At 57.8% G+C, this 21,469-nt stretch carries 23 protein-coding genes; 10 read left to right on the top strand and 13 right to left on the bottom strand.

Going from position 1 to position 21,469, the window contains the following annotated elements:
- Positions 1–22 precede the first annotated feature (22 nt).
- A complete protein-coding gene (locus tag QY316_05160; GenBank protein ID WKZ33787.1) occupies positions 23–670 on the bottom strand; it encodes an HAD-IA family hydrolase in 648 nt (215 codons plus the stop codon).
- Between the two features lie 155 nt (positions 671–825).
- On the opposite strand from QY316_05160, the gene amrB reads away from it, so the two are divergent.
- The 5 genes from amrB to QY316_05135 all read left to right on the top strand — a co-directional run bounded on the left by amrB (position 826) and on the right by QY316_05135 (position 7,862).
- Positions 826–1,626 carry an AmmeMemoRadiSam system protein B gene (gene amrB / locus QY316_05155; protein ID WKZ33786.1) on the top strand — a complete coding sequence of 267 codons (801 nt, stop codon included), beginning with the start codon at positions 826–828 and terminating at the stop codon, positions 1,624–1,626.
- Positions 1,627–1,827: 201 nt separating this feature from the next.
- A complete protein-coding gene (gltX, locus tag QY316_05150) occupies positions 1,828–3,240 on the top strand; it encodes a glutamate--tRNA ligase (protein ID WKZ33785.1) in 1,413 nt (470 codons plus the stop codon).
- Between the two features lie 128 nt (positions 3,241–3,368).
- Positions 3,369–4,793 carry an acetyl-CoA carboxylase biotin carboxylase subunit gene (gene accC, locus QY316_05145; GenBank protein WKZ33784.1) on the top strand — a complete coding sequence of 475 codons (1,425 nt, stop codon included), beginning with the start codon at positions 3,369–3,371 and terminating at the stop codon, positions 4,791–4,793.
- Between the two features lie 19 nt (positions 4,794–4,812).
- Positions 4,813–6,714 (top strand): sodium-extruding oxaloacetate decarboxylase subunit alpha, encoded by a 1,902-nt coding sequence (gene oadA / locus QY316_05140; GenBank protein WKZ33783.1) that lies wholly within the window; start codon positions 4,813–4,815, stop codon positions 6,712–6,714.
- 269 nt (positions 6,715–6,983) lie between these two features.
- On the top strand, positions 6,984–7,862 hold the full coding sequence (locus QY316_05135; protein ID WKZ33782.1) for an AEC family transporter: 879 nt from the start codon (positions 6,984–6,986) through the stop codon (positions 7,860–7,862).
- A gap of 182 nt (positions 7,863–8,044) precedes the next feature.
- Here the strand turns inward: QY316_05135 and QY316_05130 are convergent, their stop codons facing one another.
- The gene (locus tag QY316_05130; protein WKZ33781.1) at positions 8,045–8,716 is read right to left on the bottom strand and encodes a YdcF family protein; all 672 of its coding nucleotides are present in this window, start codon (positions 8,714–8,716) and stop codon (positions 8,045–8,047) included.
- Between the two features lie 53 nt (positions 8,717–8,769).
- On the opposite strand from QY316_05130, the gene QY316_05125 reads away from it, so the two are divergent.
- From QY316_05125 to QY316_05110, 4 genes are all read left to right on the top strand, one after another.
- Entirely contained in the window at positions 8,770–9,069 is a 300-nt protein-coding gene (locus QY316_05125; GenBank protein ID WKZ33780.1) for a hypothetical protein, read from the top strand.
- Between the two features lie 49 nt (positions 9,070–9,118).
- Entirely contained in the window at positions 9,119–9,883 is a 765-nt protein-coding gene (locus tag QY316_05120; GenBank protein WKZ33779.1) for an NADH:ubiquinone oxidoreductase, read from the top strand.
- A gap of 31 nt (positions 9,884–9,914) precedes the next feature.
- Positions 9,915–11,207 (top strand): Ni/Fe hydrogenase subunit alpha, encoded by a 1,293-nt coding sequence (locus QY316_05115; GenBank protein ID WKZ33778.1) that lies wholly within the window; start codon positions 9,915–9,917, stop codon positions 11,205–11,207.
- 177 nt (positions 11,208–11,384) lie between these two features.
- On the top strand, positions 11,385–11,861 hold the full coding sequence (locus tag QY316_05110; protein WKZ33777.1) for an Hsp20/alpha crystallin family protein: 477 nt from the start codon (positions 11,385–11,387) through the stop codon (positions 11,859–11,861).
- A gap of 260 nt (positions 11,862–12,121) precedes the next feature.
- Here the strand turns inward: QY316_05110 and QY316_05105 are convergent, their stop codons facing one another.
- Positions 12,122–12,697 carry a rubrerythrin family protein gene (locus QY316_05105; GenBank protein ID WKZ33776.1) on the bottom strand — a complete coding sequence of 192 codons (576 nt, stop codon included), beginning with the start codon at positions 12,695–12,697 and terminating at the stop codon, positions 12,122–12,124.
- A 259-nt stretch (positions 12,698–12,956) separates the two neighbouring features.
- Between QY316_05105 and QY316_05100 the strand changes: the two genes are divergently transcribed.
- Complete coding sequence (locus QY316_05100; GenBank protein ID WKZ33775.1) at positions 12,957–14,036, top strand: mechanosensitive ion channel family protein; 1,080 nt, start codon at positions 12,957–12,959, stop codon at positions 14,034–14,036.
- 62 nt (positions 14,037–14,098) lie between these two features.
- On the opposite strand, the gene QY316_05095 is transcribed toward QY316_05100, so the two are convergent.
- From QY316_05095 to QY316_05050, 10 genes are all read right to left on the bottom strand, one after another.
- Positions 14,099–14,473, bottom strand: a complete 375-nt coding sequence (locus QY316_05095) for a DUF488 family protein (protein ID WKZ33774.1) — start codon at positions 14,471–14,473, stop codon at positions 14,099–14,101.
- A gap of 101 nt (positions 14,474–14,574) precedes the next feature.
- Positions 14,575–15,285 (bottom strand): cytochrome b/b6 domain-containing protein, encoded by a 711-nt coding sequence (locus QY316_05090; GenBank protein ID WKZ33773.1) that lies wholly within the window; start codon positions 15,283–15,285, stop codon positions 14,575–14,577.
- Positions 15,282–15,650, bottom strand: coding sequence for a hypothetical protein (locus QY316_05085; protein WKZ33772.1), 369 nt, complete (start codon positions 15,648–15,650; stop codon positions 15,282–15,284). Before QY316_05085 ends, QY316_05090 begins: the two co-directional genes overlap by 4 nt.
- A gap of 107 nt (positions 15,651–15,757) precedes the next feature.
- Entirely contained in the window at positions 15,758–16,000 is a 243-nt protein-coding gene (locus QY316_05080; GenBank protein ID WKZ33771.1) for a hypothetical protein, read from the bottom strand.
- Between the two features lie 145 nt (positions 16,001–16,145).
- On the bottom strand, positions 16,146–17,102 hold the full coding sequence (locus tag QY316_05075; GenBank protein WKZ33770.1) for an SDR family oxidoreductase: 957 nt from the start codon (positions 17,100–17,102) through the stop codon (positions 16,146–16,148).
- A 16-nt stretch (positions 17,103–17,118) separates the two neighbouring features.
- Positions 17,119–18,252 carry a DegT/DnrJ/EryC1/StrS family aminotransferase gene (locus QY316_05070; protein WKZ33769.1) on the bottom strand — a complete coding sequence of 378 codons (1,134 nt, stop codon included), beginning with the start codon at positions 18,250–18,252 and terminating at the stop codon, positions 17,119–17,121.
- 317 nt (positions 18,253–18,569) lie between these two features.
- Complete coding sequence (gene nusB, locus QY316_05065) at positions 18,570–18,989, bottom strand: transcription antitermination factor NusB (protein WKZ33768.1); 420 nt, start codon at positions 18,987–18,989, stop codon at positions 18,570–18,572.
- Positions 18,990–18,999: 10 nt separating this feature from the next.
- Positions 19,000–19,476, bottom strand: a complete 477-nt coding sequence (gene ribE, locus QY316_05060; protein WKZ33767.1) for a 6,7-dimethyl-8-ribityllumazine synthase — start codon at positions 19,474–19,476, stop codon at positions 19,000–19,002.
- A gap of 80 nt (positions 19,477–19,556) precedes the next feature.
- Complete coding sequence (locus tag QY316_05055; GenBank protein ID WKZ33766.1) at positions 19,557–20,819, bottom strand: bifunctional 3,4-dihydroxy-2-butanone-4-phosphate synthase/GTP cyclohydrolase II; 1,263 nt, start codon at positions 20,817–20,819, stop codon at positions 19,557–19,559.
- Between the two features lie 3 nt (positions 20,820–20,822).
- Positions 20,823–21,467 carry a riboflavin synthase gene (locus tag QY316_05050; GenBank protein WKZ33765.1) on the bottom strand — a complete coding sequence of 215 codons (645 nt, stop codon included), beginning with the start codon at positions 21,465–21,467 and terminating at the stop codon, positions 20,823–20,825.
- Positions 21,468–21,469: the final 2 nt, after the last annotated feature.

The following is a 21,469-nucleotide window of genomic DNA, read 5'->3' as shown; positions in this document are numbered from 1 at the left end:
TTGGGAATGGCGGCTTGGGCCTTTACCCGAGCGCTTTCCTAAGGGACGGGAAGTCGTCCACGATGATGTCGCAGCCGGCGCTTGCGAGTTCTCCCCTGCCCCTGAAGCCGTAGGAAACGCCGACAGTATAGGCCCCGGCGGCCTTTCCCGCCTCGCAGTCAACGGGGCTGTCGCCGACCACGGCCGTCCTCTCGGGCCTGCAGGACAACTCCCTGATGGCCTTCTCTATGGGCTCGGGGTGCGGTTTCTTGTTGGGGAGCGAGTCGCCGCCGAGTATGAGCGGGAAAAACCTCTTGAGGCCGAAGGAATCGAGTATCCGGTCGGCCAACCCGAAGGGCTTGTTCGTAACCACGGCCATTTTCTTTCCGGCGTAGTGGAAGTGATTCACTGTATCCTCCACCCCGTGGTAAAGTCTGGTCTTTATTACGAGGTGGCCGCCGTAGAAATCGAGGAACTTGAGACGCGCCTCGGCTATCCTCTCCTCGCTCTCGCCTGGCATGAGTTTCTGAAGTAGGGGCTTTACGCCCCATCCGATGTGGCCGATTATCTCCCCCGGCTCCATCTCACTGTGACCCATTGCCGCAAGCGTCCTGTTCGCGGACCAGGCGATGTCCTCGCTCGAATCTATGAGAGTGCCGTCAAGGTCGAAAATGATGAGTTCCGTTTCCATCTCTCCCCTTCTCAAATGGATTCCGGTGAGTATAGCATAACGCGGAGCCGCTGTGAATACGCCTAACGCCGCTTTCCGCCGCGGCTTACGGCTTTACATTCAGGGCCCTGTCTGGTAATATCGTTAGCCGCCCAGACGAGGGCGAAGTACAAGATATGAAAAGAGAATCAGCGGTTGCCGGGAGGTTCTACCCCGGCGAGAAGGCCGCCCTCAGGGAAGCGGTCGAGAAGCTCCTTACCCACAGCCGGGCAGAGGACGCAAGGGCGATAATAGCGCCCCATGCCGGATACATGTATTCAGGGGACGTTGCCGGGAGCGTCTACGCGAGGGTGCGGGTCCCTGAAAGGGTCTTTCTCATTGGGCCCAACCACACGGGGCTCGGGAAGAGGGTTTCGGTCTGGCCCGAGGGCGAGTGGGATACCCCGCTCGGAAGCCTTAAAATAGACGAAGAGGCCGCTTCCATGCTGAGAGGCGGCTCGAAACTCTTTTCAGCCGATACGGAGGCGCACCTTTTCGAGCATTCGCTCGAGGTCCAGCTCCCTTTCATACTGGCCCGTAATCCGGTTGCACTGATCGTCCCGGTCACCATATTGAGGGCGGACGAGAAGGATTGCATTGAGATCGGCAAGTCGATCGCCAGAGCCATATCCGGGCTCGAAGGGGGCTCGCTCATCATAGCGAGCACGGACATGAGCCACTACGAGGAGGACGGCATCGCAAGGCAGAAGGACCGCCTCGCTATCGACAGGATACTGGCACTTGACTCGGCAGGTCTCCTTCAGGTGACGTCCGAAGAGGACATAAGCATGTGCGGGGCCGTCCCTGCTGCCATCGCCATTGTGGCGGCAAGGGAACTCGGAGCAACCAAGGCGGCTCTCGTTAAATACGCGACATCGGGAGAGGTGAACGGCGACCTGGGACAGGTAGTCGGGTATGCCGGGATAATCATCTGCTGATGAGCGTTCGTTTTTATTACAGGTTTGCTCTAACAGCTTCAGGGTGCCTTTAAAAATCAGCTATTTTTCACGAGGTCGAGGCAGGGTGGAAGTAAAAAGCGCAGCATATATGTCAATATGTGAGCATTTTTACTTCCGCCCTAACGAAGAGATCGGGGAAAAGAGCTATTTTTAAAGGGCACCCTTATCAGGAGGACCGCTTTGACCATACGCACAAGATTCGCCCCGAGCCCCACCGGATACCTTCACATCGGAGGGGCAAGGACCGCTCTCTTCAACCTGCTCTTCGCCAGGCGCCATAAGGGGAAGTTCGTCCTCCGGATAGAGGACACCGACGTGGCCCGCTCCACGCAGGAGTCCATCCAGGCCATTCTCGACGGCATGGAATGGCTCGGCCTTACCTGGGACGAAGGCCCATTCTTCCAGAGCAAGAGGTTCGACGAGTACAGGAAACGGGCCGGGGAGCTATTGGAAAAAGGGCACCTCTACCGCTGCTACTGCACTCCCGGGGAGCTTGAATCGAGAAGGGAGGCCGCCATGAAGGCGGGCCGCCCGCCCATGTACGACGGCAGATGCAGGGAAAGGGCCGACCGGCCCGACCTGCCTTTTGCGCTACGGTTCAGGGTGCCTCCGGGCGTTACCTCTTTCAAGGACGAGATAAAGGGAGTGATCTCCTTCGAGAACTCGACAATCGAGGACCTGGTCGTACTCCGTAGCGACGCGACCCCTACCTACAACTTCTGTGTCGTGGTGGACGACGCCGAGATGGGAATGACCCATGTCATAAGGGGGGACGACCACATAAACAACACCCCAAAGCAGATACTCCTCTACCGCGCCCTCGGGTACGAGGTCCCGGTATTCGCGCATCTCCCCATGATTTTAGGGTCGGACAAGACCCGGCTTTCCAAGCGCCACGGCGCAACTTCCGTCATGGCCTACAAGGAGATGGGATACCTGCCCCATGCCCTCGTAAACTATCTCGCCAGGCTCGGCTGGTCGCACGGCGACCAGGAGATATTCTCGATGAAAGAGCTTATAGAGAAGTTCTCACTCGATAGCGTCGGGAAGTCCTCGGGGGTCTTCAACCCGGAAAAACTACTCTGGCTCAACCAGCATTACATAAAATCGTCCTCCCCCGAGGAGCTTATGCCTCTCATGCTCCCATTCTGGAAGGAGCTCGGGGTGGACGCCTCCGGCGACCCGAGGCTCCCGGCCATAATAAAGACCCTGCAGGAGCGGGCGAGGACCTTGAAGGAGATGGCGGAAGGCTCGCTATTCTACTTCAGGGAGACTGTCGATTACGACCCCAAGGCCAGGGAGAAGTTCCTTACCCCCGATAGCGCCGGGCTTTTCGAAGACCTCCTTGAGCGCCTCTCAGCCCTCCCCTCGTTCACGGAAAAGGAGCTTGAGGCGGCCTTCAACTCGCTCCTCGAAGAGCGCAGCCTCAAGCTCGGGAAGCTCGCCCAGCCCGTAAGGGTGGCCCTCACCGGCGCGACCGTCAGCCCGGGGATCTTCGAGACCTTGAGCGCCATGGGCAGGGACCTTGCGATAAAGCGGCTTACAGACGCCGCTGCAATCGCAAAGCGCCCTCATGATGCTCAGGGCAACTGACCTTTTTCCTTTATAAGGCTTTTATTTACTTGACTTATCGGGCCGTTCTTGGCTAAATGTTTCATTGCGGTTTGTACCTTTTGCGACTCCGAAAGAGAGCGCGAATCACACCGGATACGGGGAGTAAATTGGGACTCTTCAAAAAAGTCTTGGTCGCCAACAGGGGCGAAATAGCCACCAGGGTCATAAGGGCCTGCAGGGAGCTCGGGATAGCCACCGTGGCCATCTACTCCGAGGAGGACTCGACCTCCCTCTACGTCAAGAAGGCGGACGAGTCCTACATGGTGGGCCCAGGCCCCATCCAGGGCTATCTCAATATCCACAGGCTCGTGGACCTCGCGACAAAGGTCGGCGTGGACGCCATCCATCCGGGCTACGGCTTCCTTTCGGAAAACCCCAGGTTCCCCCAGCTCTGCACGAAAAAGGGCATCACCTTCATCGGCCCGTCCAGCAAGACCATCGCCGAGATGGGCGACAAGGTCATGGCCCGGAAGATGATGCTGAAGGCCGGGGTGCCCATACTCCCCGGGACCGAGGACTCGATAAAGGACGTGGAAGAGGCCATTGCTTTCGCCACGAAGATCGGCTATCCCATAATGGTCAAGGCCTCGGGCGGAGGCGGCGGCAGGGGCTTGAGGGTCGCCCGGACCGAAAAGGAGCTGGTGGACTCCATTACCACCGCGAAGAAGGAATCCGCAGCAGCATTCGGCGTTTCCGAGGTATTCCTTGAGAAGTTCCTTGAGAAGCCGCACCACATCGAGTTCCAGATAATGGCCGACAGCCACGGCAACATCGTCCACATGGGCGAAAGGGACTGCTCCATACAGAGGCGCCACCAGAAGCTCGTGGAGATAACCCCCTCCCTCATACTGGACGACGACCTCCGGAAGCGCATGGGCGAGGCCGCTGTAAAGGCGGCAAGGGCAGCGGACTACACCAACGCTGGGACGGTCGAATTCCTGGTCGACAACGACAGGAACTTCTATTTCCTGGAGATGAACACCAGGATCCAGGTCGAGCACCCCATTACCGAGGAGGTAACTGGCATCGACCTCGTCAAGAAGCAGATAGAGATAGCCGCCGGCATGCCGCTCGGCTTTAACCAGGAGGACGTGAGGATAAACGGCTTCGCGATGGAATGCCGCATCTGCGCCGAGGACCCGAAGAACAACTTCCTCCCGTCCTTCGGGAAAGTTACCTCCTACTACTCGCCGGGCGGCATAGGTGTCCGGATAGACGGGGCCATCTACAAGGATTTCATCATACCCAACTGCTACGACTCGCTCGTCACAAAGCTCGTGGTGCGCGGCACCACCTGGGACGAGACCGTAAGGCGCATGCACCGCTGCCTCGAGGAGTTCGTCATAAGGGGCGTAAAGACCACCATCCCCTTCCTCCAGAAGATAATGGAGGACGAGGATTTCAGAATGGGCAGGTTCGATACCGGATTCATAGACAGAAAGCCGGAACTCATGGAATATGACGAGTACGGCGAGCCCACGGACCTGGTCGCCGCTATTGCCGCGGCAATAGCGGCCCACCACGGGTTATAAAAGACGGAGGCGTCTCAAGATGGCTGAAAAGACCGCAACCGCCGCTTCCAGGGCGGATTTCAAGATCAAGCCGAGGACCGACAAGAGGACGTGGATAACCGACACGATCCTCAGGGACTCCCACCAGTCCCTCCTCGCCACCAGGATGAGGACCGCCGACATGATAGAGGTCGCCTCCATGCTGGACAGGGTCGGGTACTGGTCGCTCGAGGCCTGGGGCGGAGCCACCTTCGACTCGTGCCTCCGTTTCCTCAAGGAAGACCCCTGGGAGAGGCTCAAGCTCCTCCGGAAGGCCATACCCAACACCAGGCTCCAGATGCTCTTGCGCGGCCAGAACCTCGTGGGCTACAGGCACTATTCCGACGATGTGGTGAAGAAGTTCGTGGAGAGGGCCGCTAGGAACGGGATTGACGTATTCAGGATATTCGACGCCCTGAACGACATGAGGAACATCGATGTCGCGGTCCGCGCCGCCAAGGAGGCGAAGGCCATAGTGGAGGCGACCATCTGCTACACCACTAGCCCGGTGCACACGCACGAGGGGTTCGTTGACCTGGCATTGAAGCTTGTGAAGATGGGGGCCGACACCATCTGCATAAAGGACATGGCCGGGCTCCTTACGCCGGTTGCGGCCTTTGACCTCGTCACGAAGATGCGGGCCAGGGTAACCCTCCCCATACACATACACTCGCACGACTCTTCGGGCCTCGCGTCCATGAGCTACCTGAAGGCCATAGAGGCCGGGGCCGACATAGTCGACACCGCGATATCGTCGCTGGCGTCAGGGACCTCGCAGCCGCCGACCGAGAGCATGGTCGCGGCGCTCAACGGCTCGCCATATTCCACCGGCCTCGACCTCGGGCTTTTGGCCGAGATAGCAGACAGGTTCAGGGACATACGGAGGAAGTACAAGAAGTTCGAAAGCGAGTACACGGCCATAAACCCGAAGACGCTCGTGGTGCAGATTCCCGGCGGCATGATATCGAACCTCGCGAACCAGCTCAGGGAGCAGAACGCGCTCGACAAGATGGACGAGGTCTTCGAGGAGATACCCAAGGTAAGGAAGGACATGGGGTTTCCGCCGCTGGTCACCCCGACGAGCCAGGTAGTGGGCACGCAGGCTACCCTGAACGTCCTCATGGGCGAACGGTACAAGGTCATAACGAGCGAAACCAGGAACTACTTCAAGGGCCTCTACGGGAACCCTCCGGGCCAGATAGACGAGACCGCGAGAAAGCTCGCCATAGGCGACGAAAAGCCCATCACCTGCAGGCCGGCTGACCTCCTCGAGCCCGAGCTCGACAAGGTCATGAGGGACATAGACGGGAAGGCCAAGTCCATAGAGGACGTCCTCTCCTACGCCCTTTTCCCCATGGTCGCGCTCGAGTTCTTCGAGCAGAGGGACAACGGGAAGCTCGAGCCCGAGCCGCTCGAAGAGGAATTCCAGCCCGCTGCGGACGCGGGGCATACGGCCCCCCACCTCGCGCCCAGCGAATTCAACGTCACGGTCCACGGCGAGAACTACAAGATAAAGGTCGCTGGCGCCGGGCACAGGGTCGAGGGCAAGAGGCCGTTCTTCATCTCGATAGACGGCAAGCTCGAAGAGGTGATGATAGAGTCCCTCACCGAGGTCATTCCCACGACCGCCGGCGAGATAGAGCGCTCCTCCATCACCCAGTCCATAAGGCCCAAAGCCAAAAAGGAAGGGGACGTAACGACCCCCATCCCCGGCAAGGTCACGTCAATAAAGGTGAGCGTGGGGAGCAAGGTCTCTGAGGGCGACACCGTCCTTACGGTCGAGGCCATGAAGATGGAGAACGAGGTGCACACCCCGATAAGCGGAGTCGTTAAGAAGGTGCTCGTAAAGATAGGCGATTCCGTGAACCCGGATGAGACCCTCATGGAGGTCGAGAAGGAATAGCAGTGTGTTGAAAAAAACACCCTGCCAGTCAATCCACGGATGGGTTGCCAGATTGCGAAGACTATCCAAGTCGAGCGATTTGTGAGGCTTGGACGGATTCATTCCGGCCAAGCCTTGGCTGAAAAATCAAGGAAGGACTCTTTCAACATCCTGATAGGGCCCGGGATTTCATTCCGGGCCGCTGCGAAGATTGGAAACGCGTCGAAAGAGGCGGGGCGGGCAAACCGCCCGCCTCTTTTTTTCGTTAATATCACGGCAGGCACGGATATATGGAAATAGTAAAGGTCCTCTCCATTGTATTCCCGGTCTTCAGCATCATAGGCATCGGGTACCTCTTCGCGAGCTTCAGGAAGATAAGCCTCGAGCCTATAATAGACATGCTCCTCTATCTCACCATCCCGGCCCTGGTAATTTCGTCCCTCTCGCACAAGAAGCTTGTCATTGCCGACCTTGCGGTCGTCTCGTTCTCGGCGCTCGTCGTGGTATTGGGCACAGGGGCGCTCGCCTTCCTGTATCTCAAGGCAATAAAAAGGGAAGACCTCAGGGGCTTTTATCTCCCGGCCATGTTCATGAACTCGGGGAACATGTCCTTCCCTCTCGCTCTACTGGCCTTCGGGCCAGAGGGGCTTTCAATCGCGATACTCTACTACATCGCCATCAGCGTGCTCGTCTACTCGCTCGGGATATACATAGCGAAAGGCAGGGGCGGGCTTTCCGAGATGTTCAGGCTCCCGCTAATCTACTCGGCGGTCCTGGCCATAGCCCTTAACATCGGGGAGGTGAGGATACCGGAGCCGCTCCTGATTACATTCGACATGCTCGGCGCGGCGACCATACCCATAATGCAGGTAGCCCTCGGGTACCGGCTCTATTCGGCCAGGCTCGCCTATCCCGGAATTTCACTTGCCGGGACGGCCATAAGGATAGGAGGCGGTATTGCGGTCGCTTGGGGTGTCGTGAGCCTTTTCGGCATAGAGGGGCTCAATCAGAAGATCATACTCCTCTCCTCCGGCATGCCCGCGGCGGTCATAAACTTCGTCGTAAGCCACAGGTACCAGGTGAATAGCGACCTCGTGGCCTCGACCGTCGCCCTCTCTACATTCGCAAGCATCTTCACGACGCCGGTATTGCTACTCTGGATAATGTAGCAGGCTACCTCTAAAAGCTATCAGCTTGCTGAAAAACTCAATTTTTCCAGGCTGCTCAAAAAAGTTCCACGTGCGAGCCCCAAATTGGAACAGGGGAGCGAGGAATGAGGCTTACTTTTCGTGTACGCCGAGTGTCAAGCGGCGTAGCCTTCGACGCAGACGATTTTTTCAGCACTGCACTGTCAGATATACCCCTTGGCCCTGTAGAGCGCAATCCCCAGATACTCCCACATCACCTCCCGCGTAAGCGCCAGCCTGTCTATAGCCGAGGTGCGATAGGGGGTGTTGTCCTCTACGGGCGCCGGGATATATGCGAGCCCGAGCTTCTGAGCGACGAGCGAAGCCCTTTTCATGTGAGTCGGCGAGGTGACTATCATGACTGTCTTGAGCCCATTTTCCTCCATGTAGGCCTTTACGAACATCAGGTTCTCGTAGGTGTTTAACGAGCCCCGGTCGATTGCCAGGTCTTCCGGGGGTATGCCGAATTCGCGGGCTATATCGCCCATGATGGATGCTTCCGGCAGGGGCTCTGCGGGGCGCGCCCCGAGTACCGTGTTCCCGAGCTTCCCCAAGGCGCCCTCAACCATGCCGCCGGTAAAGACTATCTTCCCGGCGTGGCCCCGCTTATAGTGTAGGACCCCTTTTATAAGCCTCTCGTTGGAGGACGAGCCGAGGGCGCCGTTCGGGTACGCGCCCCCGCCAAGGACGGCAATAAGACCGGCCCCGGAGGGCGCGGGCCCGCTTAAGACAAGGGGCCTTGCAAGCATGTTCGGGACCGGCGTGAACATGATTACAAGGAGGACGGCGGCGGAAAGGAAGAAGAGTATCCTGGCTGATTTTTTTAATCTTTTCACATCAAACACCGGAACTGAAGATTGGCCCGGGACCTCAGGGCGTCTCTAACAGGATGTTGAAAAAGTCCTTCCTGGACTTTTTCAACCACGGCCTGGCCGGAATGAATCCGTCCAAGCCTCACAAATTGCTCGACCTGGATAGTCTTCGCAATTTGGCAATCCATCCGTGGATTGCCTGGCAGGGAGTTTTCAACACCCTGCTAAAAATAGCCCGTAAAAGCCCCATTGTCCAGCATTTTAAGCCCAGGCCGCCCTTTAAGGCCTTGCTGGAAATCCGTTCAGGAACCCTGAACCAGTTCTCTTTTTTTTGTATCCTGCGCCCCGCCGGGGTTTACAAAAAAACGCCCCTGTGATATTATTTCCTAAGAAAACTCAAGCACTTACAAAAAAAAGGAAGCATCAATGGAATCACAGGAAAAACCCAGGGTCGCGTTCTTCTCGTTCACCTGCTGTGAGGGCTGCCAGCTCATGGTGCTTAGCTGTGAAAAGGAGCTGCCTGAAATACTCAAGCACATAAAGATTGTGAATTTCAGGGAGGCCATGACAGAGAAGTCCGACGACTACGATATCGCCTTTGTCGAGGGCTCCATAAGCAGGCGCGACGAGATACGGAAAATCAAAAAGATAAGGAAGCAGGCCAAGGTCGTCGTGGCGCTCGGGGCCTGCTCGTCTACAGGCGGCCTCAACTGCCTCAAGAACCGCTACCAGATGGAAGAGGTGAAGGAAGCGGTCTATGGGAAAAAGGCGGCGGCCCACTATAAGCTCATCGACACTATACCCGCACGCCCCATAGACGATGTCGTTGAGGTAGACTACTACCTCCACGGCTGCCCCATTTCGAAAAAGGAGTTCCTCTCCTTCCTTACGGCCCTCCTTATGGGCAAGAATCCCGATATCGTAAACCACCCCGTATGCGTGGACTGCAAGATGGCCGGCAACATCTGCGTCTTCGAGAAGGGCGGACACTGCCTGGGCCCGGTCTCAAGGGGCGGCTGCGACGCCATATGCGTCACCTACGGCACATGGTGCTGGGGGTGCAGGGGGCCGGTGGACAACCCGAATATCGACTCCCACCGGGAGACGCTCGAAAGATACGGGCTTACCGCCGAGGCGGTCATAAGCAGGTTCGCGCTATACGGGCAATGCAGGCAGGGGAAGAAGTGCTGAGCAAAAACCAGGGCATTTGAGGAAAGCTTCGATGAAAAGAGACCTCAACATAAAAATACACGAGATAACCAGGGTCGAGGGGCACGGCAACATAGTCATTGACGTGAAAAAGGGCGAGATCAAGGAATTGAAGCTCGAGATTATCGAGTCGCCGAGGTTCTTCGAGATGATGCTCCGCGGCAGGCGCTATGACGAGGCGCAGCACATAATGGCCCGCATCTGCGGCATCTGCGCCGTGAGCCACACCTCGGCGGCGCTTCGCGCCATTGAGGACGCCATGGACATAAAGGTATCCAGGCAGGCCACGCTCTTGAGGAAGCTCGCATTCGACGGCGAGATGCTCCAGAGCCACATACTCCACATATTCTTCCTGGTGCTTCCGGACCTCGCGGGGGTCGGCTCGATAGTGCCTCTCCTCGCCTCGCACCCGGAGATGGCAAAGACCGGCCTTGAGCTCAAGAGGCTCGCGAACGAGATATGCGAGACGGTAGGGGGCCGCCACATACACCCAATATCGCTTTTCCCCGGCGGCGTGGTGTTTACGCCCAAGCCTGCGGATCTCAAGAAGCTAAAGAGGGAGCTCGAGGCCTCTTTCACCGGCCTCGAGGCCGCGCTCGAATTCCTCGCGGACTCGGAGCTCCCGGACTTTTCGCTCGAGCGGGAGTTCATCTCCCTTAAATCAAAAGGAGAGTACGCCTTCTACTCCGGTGAGCCCGTCTCGAGCCTCGGGAAGGAAATAGACCCCAAGGGCTTCACCGAAGAGGTTAAAGAGTACGTTGTCGAGCACTCGAGCGCAAAGCACGCGCGCTCTTCAAAGGGCACTTACATGGTCGGCGCGCTTGCGAGGGTAAACAACAACAGGCGCCAGCTCGGGCCGAAAGCAAAAGACGCGCTCAAGGCCTCCGGGATGAAACTCCCTTGCTACAACCCCTTCATGAACAACATGGCGCAGCTCATAGAATGCTTCCATGCAACCGAAGAGGCCATAGGCTTCATAGACGAGCTCTTGGAGCTCGGGCCTAAACCGGAGCCGCTCGCAAGGCCCAGGGGCCACGGCAGGGGCGTGGGCATCGTCGAGGCGCCCAGGGGCACGCTCTACCACGAATACGAGATAAACAGGGACGGGATAATCGAGAGCTCGGTCTGCATAATCCCCACGGCGCAAAACCTGCGCTCAATAGAGGACGATTTGCGGGCTTTCGTGCCGACTGTGCTTGACCGGCCCAAGGCGGAGATAGCCAAAGGTGTAGAGACCCTTGTAAGGGCCTACGACCCGTGCATATCCTGCTCCGCTCATATAATGGACGTAAGCTTCCTGGACTAAGCCGCTAATTCGGCGCCGGACCAAAGAGGCCCGGCGCCGCCCTCTATTCACCTAACCACCTGATTTACCTTCATTTTTCATACCCGCTCGGACTTGACAGACTTTCGGGAAAGGACTATATTTAAATTAGGCTTGATATAAAGGTGAGATACGGCGGTCAAGGCGGGAGGTGATATTATGGCAGACCTGAGGAAATGGGAGCCTTTAAGGGAGATTCAGAACATCCAGAAGGACATGGACGACCTCTTCACGAGGTTCTTCGGCGGGTTTACGCCCAGGGGCCTTTTCAGGAGGGAGTTCAGGGGCGAATGGTATCCACTCGTTGACAGCTACATGAAGGACAACACCTTTGTTGTCCGCGCCGACATACCCGGTGTGGACCCAAAGGACGTCGAAATCTCGGTAACCGGCAACGTCCTTACGATCAAGGGCGAGAGGAAGGCCGAGGTCGAGGAGAAGAAAGAGGGTTACCTCTTCCATGAGACCACGCTCGGCTCATTCGAGAGGTCGATCACGCTTCCCGAGGGCGTAGAGACCGCGAAGATACACGCGGGCTACAGGAACGGCGTCATCGAGATAACCATGCCTGCAAAGGCAGAGGCCCTTCCGAGAAAGGTAAAGATAGAGGTCGAGGAAGGCAAGAAAGCAGCCTGAAAAAGACAGGACTCGACAAAAGCCGCCCTATCTCACAAAAGGGAAAGACCCGGGCCGAAAAGACCCGGGTCTCGTATTTTGCCTTCTAACAGCTTGCTGAAAAACTCCGTTTATTCAGGCTGCTCAAAAAGCTCCAGATGCGAGGCCCCATTAGGAGCAGGGGAGCGAGGAATGAGGCGTACTTTTGTGTACGCCGGAGTGTCCAGCGACGTAGCCTTCGACGCAGATGGGCTTTTTCAGCAGCCTGCTAAAAACCGGTTTTACCAGTTCTCTTCCAGCAGCTCGAAATGCGCCTGCGGATGGTCGCAGGCGGGGCACTTCGAAGGCGCACCGGGCGATTCGTGTATGTAGCCGCAGTTCCGGCATCTCCATTTGACAGACGCGTCGCGCTTGAATACTCGGCCCTTCTCGATATTCTCAAGTAGGCCCAGGTAGCGCCTCTCGTGCTGCTTCTCGGCAACGGCTATGGCCCTGAAGACCGAGGCCACGAGCGGAAAGCCCTCTTCAAGGGCCGTCTTCGCGAACTCCGGGTACATTACCTCGTGCTCGTGGTTCTCGCCCTCTGCGGCGGCCTTGAGGTTCGTAGCGGTGTCGCCTATCACGCCAGCCGGGAAAGCTGCGACGACCTCCACGTCCCCTCCTTCAAGGAACTTGAAAAGCCTCTTCGCGTGCTCCTTTTCGTTGTCGGCGGTCTCTGTAAATAGCCACGCAATCTGCTCATACCCTTCCTTCTTAGCCTGCGAAGCGAAGTAGGTATACCTGTTCCTTGCCTGCGATTCCCCCGAGAAGGCCGCGAGCAGGTTCTTTTCTGTTTTCGTACCCTTTATGCTCTTCATCCGGTCACTCCTGAAAAAAATTATCTGCAAGACTTCATTATACTTGAACGGAAGAGATTTTAAAGCAAAAGAGTCCGGCAGCAAAGGAAAAAAACGCAAGCCCTCCGGAGCCTTATTATTTGCCAGGACAAACCTTATTATGATACTTTTATATGATGTTGTTCGGGATTGCGCCGCGCCTGGCCAGGGCGGGCTCATCCAGGCAGGCGGCCAACAGGCTGCTCTGTGTCATTTCAATGAATGAACGGGGGTGCCTTGTATGCTAGACAGCCTTCTTCATGAGACATTCTTCGGGAATACCGTCCTCACATACATCGCCGTGGCGGGCGCGATCCTCCTCGGCCTCTTTATAGTAAGGATAGGCGCAGCAATCACGAAGAAAGCCCTTCACAACATTATTTCGAGGACGGACTCCAGGCTCGACGACTTTCTTATAAACGTGCTCCACAGGAACGTCACTCCGCTCCTGTATTACGGCGTGTTCTACATCGCCACCCGGAGCCTCGCGCTCCCCGCCGCCATAGCAAGGTCGCTTGAAGTAATCGGGGTCATACTCCTTACCTTCCTCAGCATCCGCCTGATCGGATCTGTGGTGGTGCACGCGTTCGAGTCCTTCTGGCTCAAAGACCTCGGCCCCGAGAAGCAGCGGAGCTTCAAGGGGCTTGTCCCGGCGCTCAAGGTCGTCATATGGGGCATCGGTATAGTCTTCCTACTCGACAACCTCGGCTTCGAGATCTCGGCCGTCATAGCCGGGCTCGGCATCGGCGGCATAGCCGTGGCCCTGGCCGCGCAGTCGGTCCTCGGAGACCTCTTCAGCTACTTCTCGATACTCATGGACCGCCCCTTTGAGACAGGCGACTTCATTATCATCGGGCCCGAGCACCTCGGCACAGTCGAGCACATAGGCATAAAGACGACCCGGATAAGGAGCCTGAGCGGCGAGCAGATAATACTCTCGAATTCCGACCTCACGAACTCGCGCATAAGGAATTTCAAGCGGATGGAAAGGAGGAGGGTCGTTTTCAAAATCGGGGTCACTTACCAGACCCCACCGGAAAAGCTCAAGGCCATACCCGAGACCGTCAGGGACATCATCAACGGCACCGAAAGCGCCGTCTTCGACAGGTCGCATTTTTCGAGCTATGGCGACTTCAGCCTGAACTTCGAGACCGTATACTACGTGCAGTCGAGCGACTTCAACAAGTATATGGACATACACCAGGCCATAAACCTGGCCATCTACGAGAAATTCGGGGAAATGGGCATTGAGTTCGCGTACCCGACCCAGACCCTGTACATCGAAAATTCCAATCCGCCGGCCCGGCCCGCGTTCAGCTGAAGAGACCACCAAAAGGGCCTTGCAATTCGCGTCCCTGATGGACCAGGACCGCCCCCGTGAATTCAGCCTTCGCCCTTCTCTATCTTCTCCTTCAATATGGCCCTGTGGCAGTACGCCTCGTCCCTGCACGTGCAAAGGAGAATCGCCTCTTTCTTTCCGCTCTCGATGACGGCCTTCCTTAGCTCAAGGAGGAGCTTCTCCTTGCCCTCGTCCCTGAACTCCTTCTCATATCTTTCCCTGAACGCGTCCCATTCGAGCGCGCCCTTTTTCCAGTCCCTTATGAGCTCCGGCGAGGGCCCGAGCCCCCGTATCCAGAGGTCGGCCCTCTCCTTTTTAACGCCGCGCGGCCAGTATCTCGTGACCAGCACCCTGAGGCCGTCGGCCTCTTCTCCTCTATCGTAAATGCTCCCGGTCTTTACGGAAAGCTTCTTTTTCAATGCACGACCTCCTGCCCGGGCTAAGCGCATGTGGTCTGATTTTCGCACCGGGCCCTGGAGAAGTCAATTGGCGGGACGCTGGAGACTGAACGCGGGCAGGACTACTTGTCCTCGGGCTTAAGCCCCTTTCTGTCGAGGCGGGCCTTGAGCTCCTGTATCTCCTCCTCGGAATAGAACTTCCTGCCGCTTATCATGCTCGAGACGAGGCCCCTCCTCTCGAATATGTCGTGCCAGGCGAGCGCGGTGAAGTGGGCCAGGGCGAAGACGACTATGAAGGCCGCCCCGGCCACATGAAGGCCCTCGAACCACTCAGGGGGCCAAGCGGCAGCGCCTTCAAGGGCATGGTTGTGGTTATGGTTGTGCCCGTGCTCCGCGGAATGGAAGAAAAACATGGAGAGGCCCGTCGTCGCCTGCGATAGGAATACGATGAAGAGCGCCGTATCCAATGCCCCGGCCACCGGGTTGTGGGTAAGATAGAGCGGGGCCTTGCCCTTGAAGCCCGAAAGGTAATATTTGAGGGTGGCTGAAAGAAGCGCGAACTGCTCCCTTGTATGCGGGAGGACGTCCTTCCACCTTGCCGCCGGGGGGCCTGCAAAGAGGAATATTACCCTTGCAACGACCCCTAATGTCAATACAGCCCCGGCTGTAACATGGACGCTCAGCACGGAGCCGAAGGCCCGGTCGGAAAGGTCCAGGTATTCGGCGAAAAAGAGGAACGCGCCGAGCGGCATGAGGATAAGCACCGAGAAGGCGTTTATCCAGTGAATGACCCTCAGTCCCCTGGGCCAGACGGCGACCTGGCGAAACCTCATTGCCTTACTACCTTAAGGCTCAAGTATCCGATACCCATAAAGAGCGTCATAGCTATAAGGATTAGAGCGCCAACTGGCATTATCGAGGCTGCGGGCGGCAGAAGCCCCGCTGCCGCAAGGCAGAGGGTCCCTGAACGGAGGAGCGCCCCCGCTATCATCAGGTACGAAACCGTGTTCGCTACCCATTCGACAAAAGGCAGCCTTGAGATGAGCCAGCCCGCCCCTATGTTCAACAGCGCGTCTATATTGGCCTGCACCAGCGCCGAATCGAAAGCCGCACCTGCCTCGGAAGGCCTCGCGAGATACAGAACGATGGTGAGGAGAAGATACAGAAAACCGAAGGCTATGTTCCTCTTTCCCGCCATGTTGCACCGCTCGCGTTGGGGTTGCCTGCCCGTCGGGCATCCGGCGCCATGCCGAATGATAAAAGTCTATCACCAAACGCAACCCTGTCAAGGAAGCGCCGGCACCCTCATCGACTCCGCGAGATCAATATTACCGCCTCGATCCTGCCGTTCATCACGCCCTCTATATGCCTGGTTCCGTTCACGCCTGCAGGCCCGTACCTAATCCTGTTTATAAAAATTGAGCTCCCCGCGAGAGCGGGGCCAGGAGCCGCGCTCGGGACAGGCTTTACCGCGAACCTTTTCGGACCGGCTGCGGACAGGTCCAGAAAAGGCCCGCCCCCCTCTTCTTTTCCCATTTCCACCGGCAAGAGAACCCCCTTTTTACCGACGGCGAGAAACATCACTGAGGCGATTTAAGCTTACGGATGTGCGGATTGACTGTTGAAAGACCGGTCCCGGTGCGGACGGCATACTGGATGCGGACGGCTTTTTCTTCCTGTTCCTGCGGCTTGCCTAAAGCGAGGAGAGTCCTGATGCGGGGCTTATCCTTGACCTGAAGTATTCGATGGATTTAAGAAGGCCCTCTTCGAGGCCGACAAGAGGCCGCCAGCCGAGGGACTCCCTTGCAAGCGTGATGTCGGGCCTCCTCTGGACCGGGTCGTCGGGCGGAAGCTCCTTGTAGACTATGCTGGAGCTGCTCGAAGTAAGCCTCTTTACCATGTTGGCGAGCTCCAGGACCGTGAACTCTCCGGGGTTTCCGAGGTTCACCGGCCCCGCTACGCCGTCGTTCTCCATCATCTTTATGAGCCCGTCCACCAGGTCGTCGACATAGCAGAATGAGCGCGTCTGCGACCCGTCGCCGTAGACGGTCATGTCCATGCCCCGGAGGGCCTGCACGATGAAGTTGCTTACGACCCTGCCGTCGTTCTCCAGCATCCTGGGGCCGTAAGTGTTGAATATCCTGACGACGCGTATGTCCACGCCGTTCTGCCTGTGGTACGCGAACATGAGCGATTCGGCGCACCTTTTGCCCTCGTCATAGCAGGCCCTGAAACCAATGGGGTTCGCGTTCCCCCAGTAGCTCTCGGGCTGGGGATGCACCTTGGGGTCGCCGTAGACCTCTGAGGTCGACGCCTGGAGTATCCTTGCCCTCACCCTTTTCGCGAGGCCCAGCATGTTGAGGGCGCCCATTATGTTGGTCTTTATCGTCTTTACGGGGTTGTACTGGTAATGGACCGGGGAGGCCGGGCAGGCGAGGTTGTATATCTCGTCCACCTCAAGGAGAACGGGCTCGATTACGTCGTGCCGGATGATCTCGAAACCGGGATTGCCTATGAGGTGCGAGATGTTCTCCTTCCTGCCCGTGAAGAAGTTATCGAGGCAGATGACCTCGTGTCCGTCCTTGAGGAGCCGCTCGCAGAGGTGCGAGCCTATGAACCCGGCGCCGCCGGTAACGAGTATCCTTTTCAACGGCTGCCTCCTTGATTTACGATTTCCCCTGTCCGTAAAACCCGGCTATCGCGGCAACTACATGCTTCTGCTGAGAGAGCGTAAGCTCTGGGTATATGGGGAGCGCAAGCACCTCTTTTGCCGCCGCCTCGGACACCGGGAAATCGCCTTTACCGTACCCGAGCCCCTTGAAGCACTTCTGGAGATGGAGCGGGAGCGGGTAGTATATCTCGCTCCCTATGCCCGCGGCGGAAAGATGTGCCCTGAGCGCGTCTCTTTTCTCAACCCTTATAACATACTGGTTGTAGACAGAACGGTTCCCGTCCTGGATGACAGGCGTGCTCGACACGCCTTTTATCGAGGCCTTTCCGAAGAGGCTGTCATAGCGCTCCGCGTTCCTTACCCTCCCCTCGGCCCACGAATCAAGGTGCCTGAGTTTCACACGGAGGACCGCGGCCTGTATCTCGTCGAGCCTGCTATTGAGGCCGACTTCGTCGTGATAGTACCTGACTCGGCTCCCGTGGACCCTGAGCATCTTGAGCCGCTCCGCGAGCTTCGCGTCGTTCGTCGTGACCATGCCGCCGTCTCCAAAGCACCCGAGGTTCTTCGTGGGATAGAAGGAGAGGCATCCCATGTGGCCTATTGAGCCCGCCCTCTTTCCCTTGTATTCCGCGCCAATTGACTGCGCGGCGTCCTCTATTACAGCCACGCCGTGCTTTCTGGCGGCCTTCATTATGGGGGCCATGTCCGCGCACTGGCCGTAGAGATGTACCGGTATTACGGCCTTTATGCCCTTGCCGCGCTTCTTAAGGAGCGACTCGAACTTCCCTGTATCGATATTGTAGGTCTCGGGGTCTATGTCCACGAAGACCGGAATGGCTCCGAGCCGGGCTATAGACCCTGCGGTCGCGAAAAAGGTGAACGGCGTCGTGGCGACCCGGTCGCCCGCCTTTACTCCGGCTGCCATCAGGGCCAGAAGGAGCGCCTCTGTCCCGGACGCGACACCCACCGCGAACTTCGCGCCGCAGTACGCGGCTATCTCCGATTCAAGCCCCGAGACATGCTTCCCGAGCACGTAATGCTGCGAATCGCAGACTGCCGTTATTTCCCGAAGCACCTCTTTCCTTATCCTGCGGTACTGCGCGGCAAGGTCCAACAACTGAACTTTCACGGAATACGGCTCCTCATTAGTGTATTATACAGCCATGGAAGGCCCTGTCAAATCACATTAAAAAAAGCCCACTCAGGGGCCCGGGCCGAAAGGCCCGCTGAAGGGACCTCTTGGGGGAACCTTTTTACAAAAAGGTTCTCTCATGAGTCTTACCGGCCTTCGCTCTGAAGTTTTGCTGAAAAACTCGGATTCTTTTCAGGCTGCTCAAAAAGCTCCATATGGAGGCGTCAAGGAGCGAGGAATGAGGCGTGCTTTTTGTGCACGCCGCAGTGACGAGCGCCGATGACAACGACGCAGATGGACTTTTCAGCAGCCTGCTATGTTCCCGGGGGCTTTTTCCCCAGGCTCTTTCTTACCTTGTCTATTATGCCGTTTATAAAGGCCCCGGACTCCTCGGTGCCGTAGAGTTTCGCGAGCTCCACGGCCTCGTCAATGGCGACCTTGTAGGGGACGTCCCCGGAGTGCATTAGCTCGTAGACCGCTATCCTGAGGATGTTCCTGTCTACCACGGCCATGCGCTCGACGGTCCAGTTTTCGGAATGCCTCTCGATTACGGCGTCGATCTCGTCACGCTTCGCGTCTATGCCGCTTACGAGTGTTTCGCAGTACCGCCTTGCCTCGGTGCCTGCGACTAGGGAGTCGAGCTCATGGAGGTCCTCTCCGGCCCTGCCCTCAGAGATGTCGGTCTTGTAGAGTATCTGCAGGGCGGTCTCCCGCGCCTTTCGCCTTACGCTCATTTCCGGGCGCTTACTTCCTTTTCCCGATGGTCTTCAGGAGGTTGGCCATCTCGATGGCCGTGAGCGCGGCGTCCCTGCCCTTGTTCCCGGATTTGGTGCCCGCACGCTCTATTGCCTGTTCGAGGTTGTCTGCGGTGACGACGCCAAAGGCGACCGGCGTCTCAAAATCGAGGGCGACCTTTGCGATGCCCTTTGCCGCCTCGCCGGCGACGTAGTCGAAATGGGGGGTTGCGCCCCTAATGACGCAGCCGAGGCAGATTACGGCGTCGTAGCGGCCGCTTGAGGCGAGGGTCTTGGCGGCTACCGGCATCTCGAACGAGCCCGGCACTTTGACGACGTCTATGTCGCCATCGGATGCGCCGCTACGGAGGAGCGTATCCACCGCGCCGTCAAGTAGCCTTTCGCTTATGAAGTCGTTGAACCTTCCCAGGACCACGGCGACCTTGAGCCCCTTGGCGCTCAGGTTCCCCTCTATTACCCTCGGCATAGACCCTCCTTTAAGGGAGTTCTTTGAAGCCTCATAATATACACCGGACCTCGCTTGGTATCAACGCATATTTGAACGGATTACTTCTCGGACGGGCCGGCCCCGGCGCCTGTCCCCGCCTCTTCCCCGGCCTCGGCGCCGAGGTTGGAGATGAGGTGGCCGAGCTTGTCCTTCTTGACCCTGAGGTACTTGACGTTCCTGCTGTGCGGCACCGACTCTATGGGCACCCTCTCGACTATCTCCAGGCCGAAGCCTTCGAGCCCCTTTATCTTTCTAGGGTTGTTCGTGAGTATGCGCATCTTGGCGACCCCGAGGTCCCGGAGTATCTGTGCGCCCAGGCCGTAGTCCCTCAAGTCGGCCTTGAAGCCGAGCTTCTCGTTGGCCTCGACAGTGTCGAGCCCCTTGTCCTGCAATGCGTAGGCCTTTATCTTGTTGACGAGGCCGATGCCGCGCCCTTCCTGGTGCATGTAAAGGAGTATGCCCTTCCCTTCCTTTTCAATTATCTTCATGGCGCTCTTAAGCTGCTCGCCGCAGTCGCACCGCTCGCTCCCGAAGACGTCGCCAGTAAGGCATTCGGAATGGACGCGCACCAGCACCGGCTCATCAGGCGTTATATCCCCTTTTACGAGGGCCAGGTGCTCGTGGGTGTCGACGTCGTTGGTGTAGACGACCGCCGTCCATTCTCCGGCGTGCCTGGTGGGCACTGTCGCCTCTGCCGCGCGCGTTACGAGCCTGTCGCGCTTGAGCCTGTATTCGATTATGTCGGCTATGGTGACGATCATGAGCCCGTGCTCTTTGGCGAAGGCCTCCAGGTCCTTCATACGGGCCATTGTGCCGTCCTCGTTCATTATCTCGCAGATGACGCCCGCGGGTTTAAGGCCCGCAAGGCGAGAGAGGTCGACCGAGCCCTCGGTCTGGCCGGTGCGGACGAGCACGCCGCCGTTCTTGGCCCGAAGCGGGAATATGTGCCCCGGGCGGACAAGGTCGCCGGGCCCGGCGTTGTCGTCGACGCAGGCCAGTATGGTCTTCGCCCTGTCGGACGCTGAGATGCCTGTGGTGACGCCGTCCCGCGCATCCACCGAAACGGTGAAGGCGGTCCTGAAAAGGGACGTATTGTCGTCCACCATTGGCGGGAGGGCGAGGAGGTCGGCCCTCTCCTCGGTGAGAGTCACGCATATGAGGCCGCGCGCGTGCCTGGCCATGAAGTTCACGGCCTCCGGCGTTATCACCTCTGCGGCCATGCAGAGGTCGCCCTCGTTCTCCCTGTCCTCGTCGTCGACGAGGATGACCATCCTGCCTTCCCTTATGGCCTTTAAAGCCTCTTCTATTCTCTTTATGGACATTTGTCAGACCTTCTTGCCGAAACCGTGCTCCGAGAGGAAACCCTCGGTTATGCGGCTCTCTTTTTTATTGAAGAACTTCTCCACATACTTGCCTATTATGTCGGTCTCTATATTTACCCTCATACCCTCTTTCTTCGAAAGAAAGGTCGTTTTGGCGAGCGTATGCGGGATTATAGCTATCCTGACGCTCCCGGGGCCGAGGTCCGCGACCGTCAAGCTTATGCCGTCGATCGCTATTGAGCCCTTTTTTACGACCTGGGCCATGAGCTCCGGCGGGACGGCAATTTCGAGGTCCAGGTAATCGCCGCTCCGGGCCGTTTTTACAATAGACCCGACCCCGTCGACGTGGCCCGTTACGAGGTGTCCGCCAAGCGGCCTCGACAGCGTCAAAGCCCTCTCGATATTGACCTTGCTTCCGGCGGAAAGCCCGCCAAGGGTGGTCACTTTAAGCGTCTCTTCGCTAACGTCGGCGCTGAAAGCGCCCCTGGAGAACCCGGCCGCCGTGAGGCAGGCCCCGTCGACCGAGATGGAATCCCCTTCCCTCAGCTCGTTCAAGGGAAGCGCCGTCTCAACCGTTATTCTACCAAAAGGCCCTTTTTTTTCAATATGTTTAACCGTGCCTACGTCTTCTATTATACCGGTGAACATCT

Source organism: Thermodesulfobacteriota bacterium (assembly GCA_030583865.1).
In the GTDB taxonomy this organism is placed as follows: Bacteria; Desulfobacterota; GWC2-55-46; order GWC2-55-46; family GWC2-55-46; genus UBA5799.
Note: the sequence above shows the minus strand (reverse complement) of the source record. Positions and strands in the feature narration are given on the sequence as shown.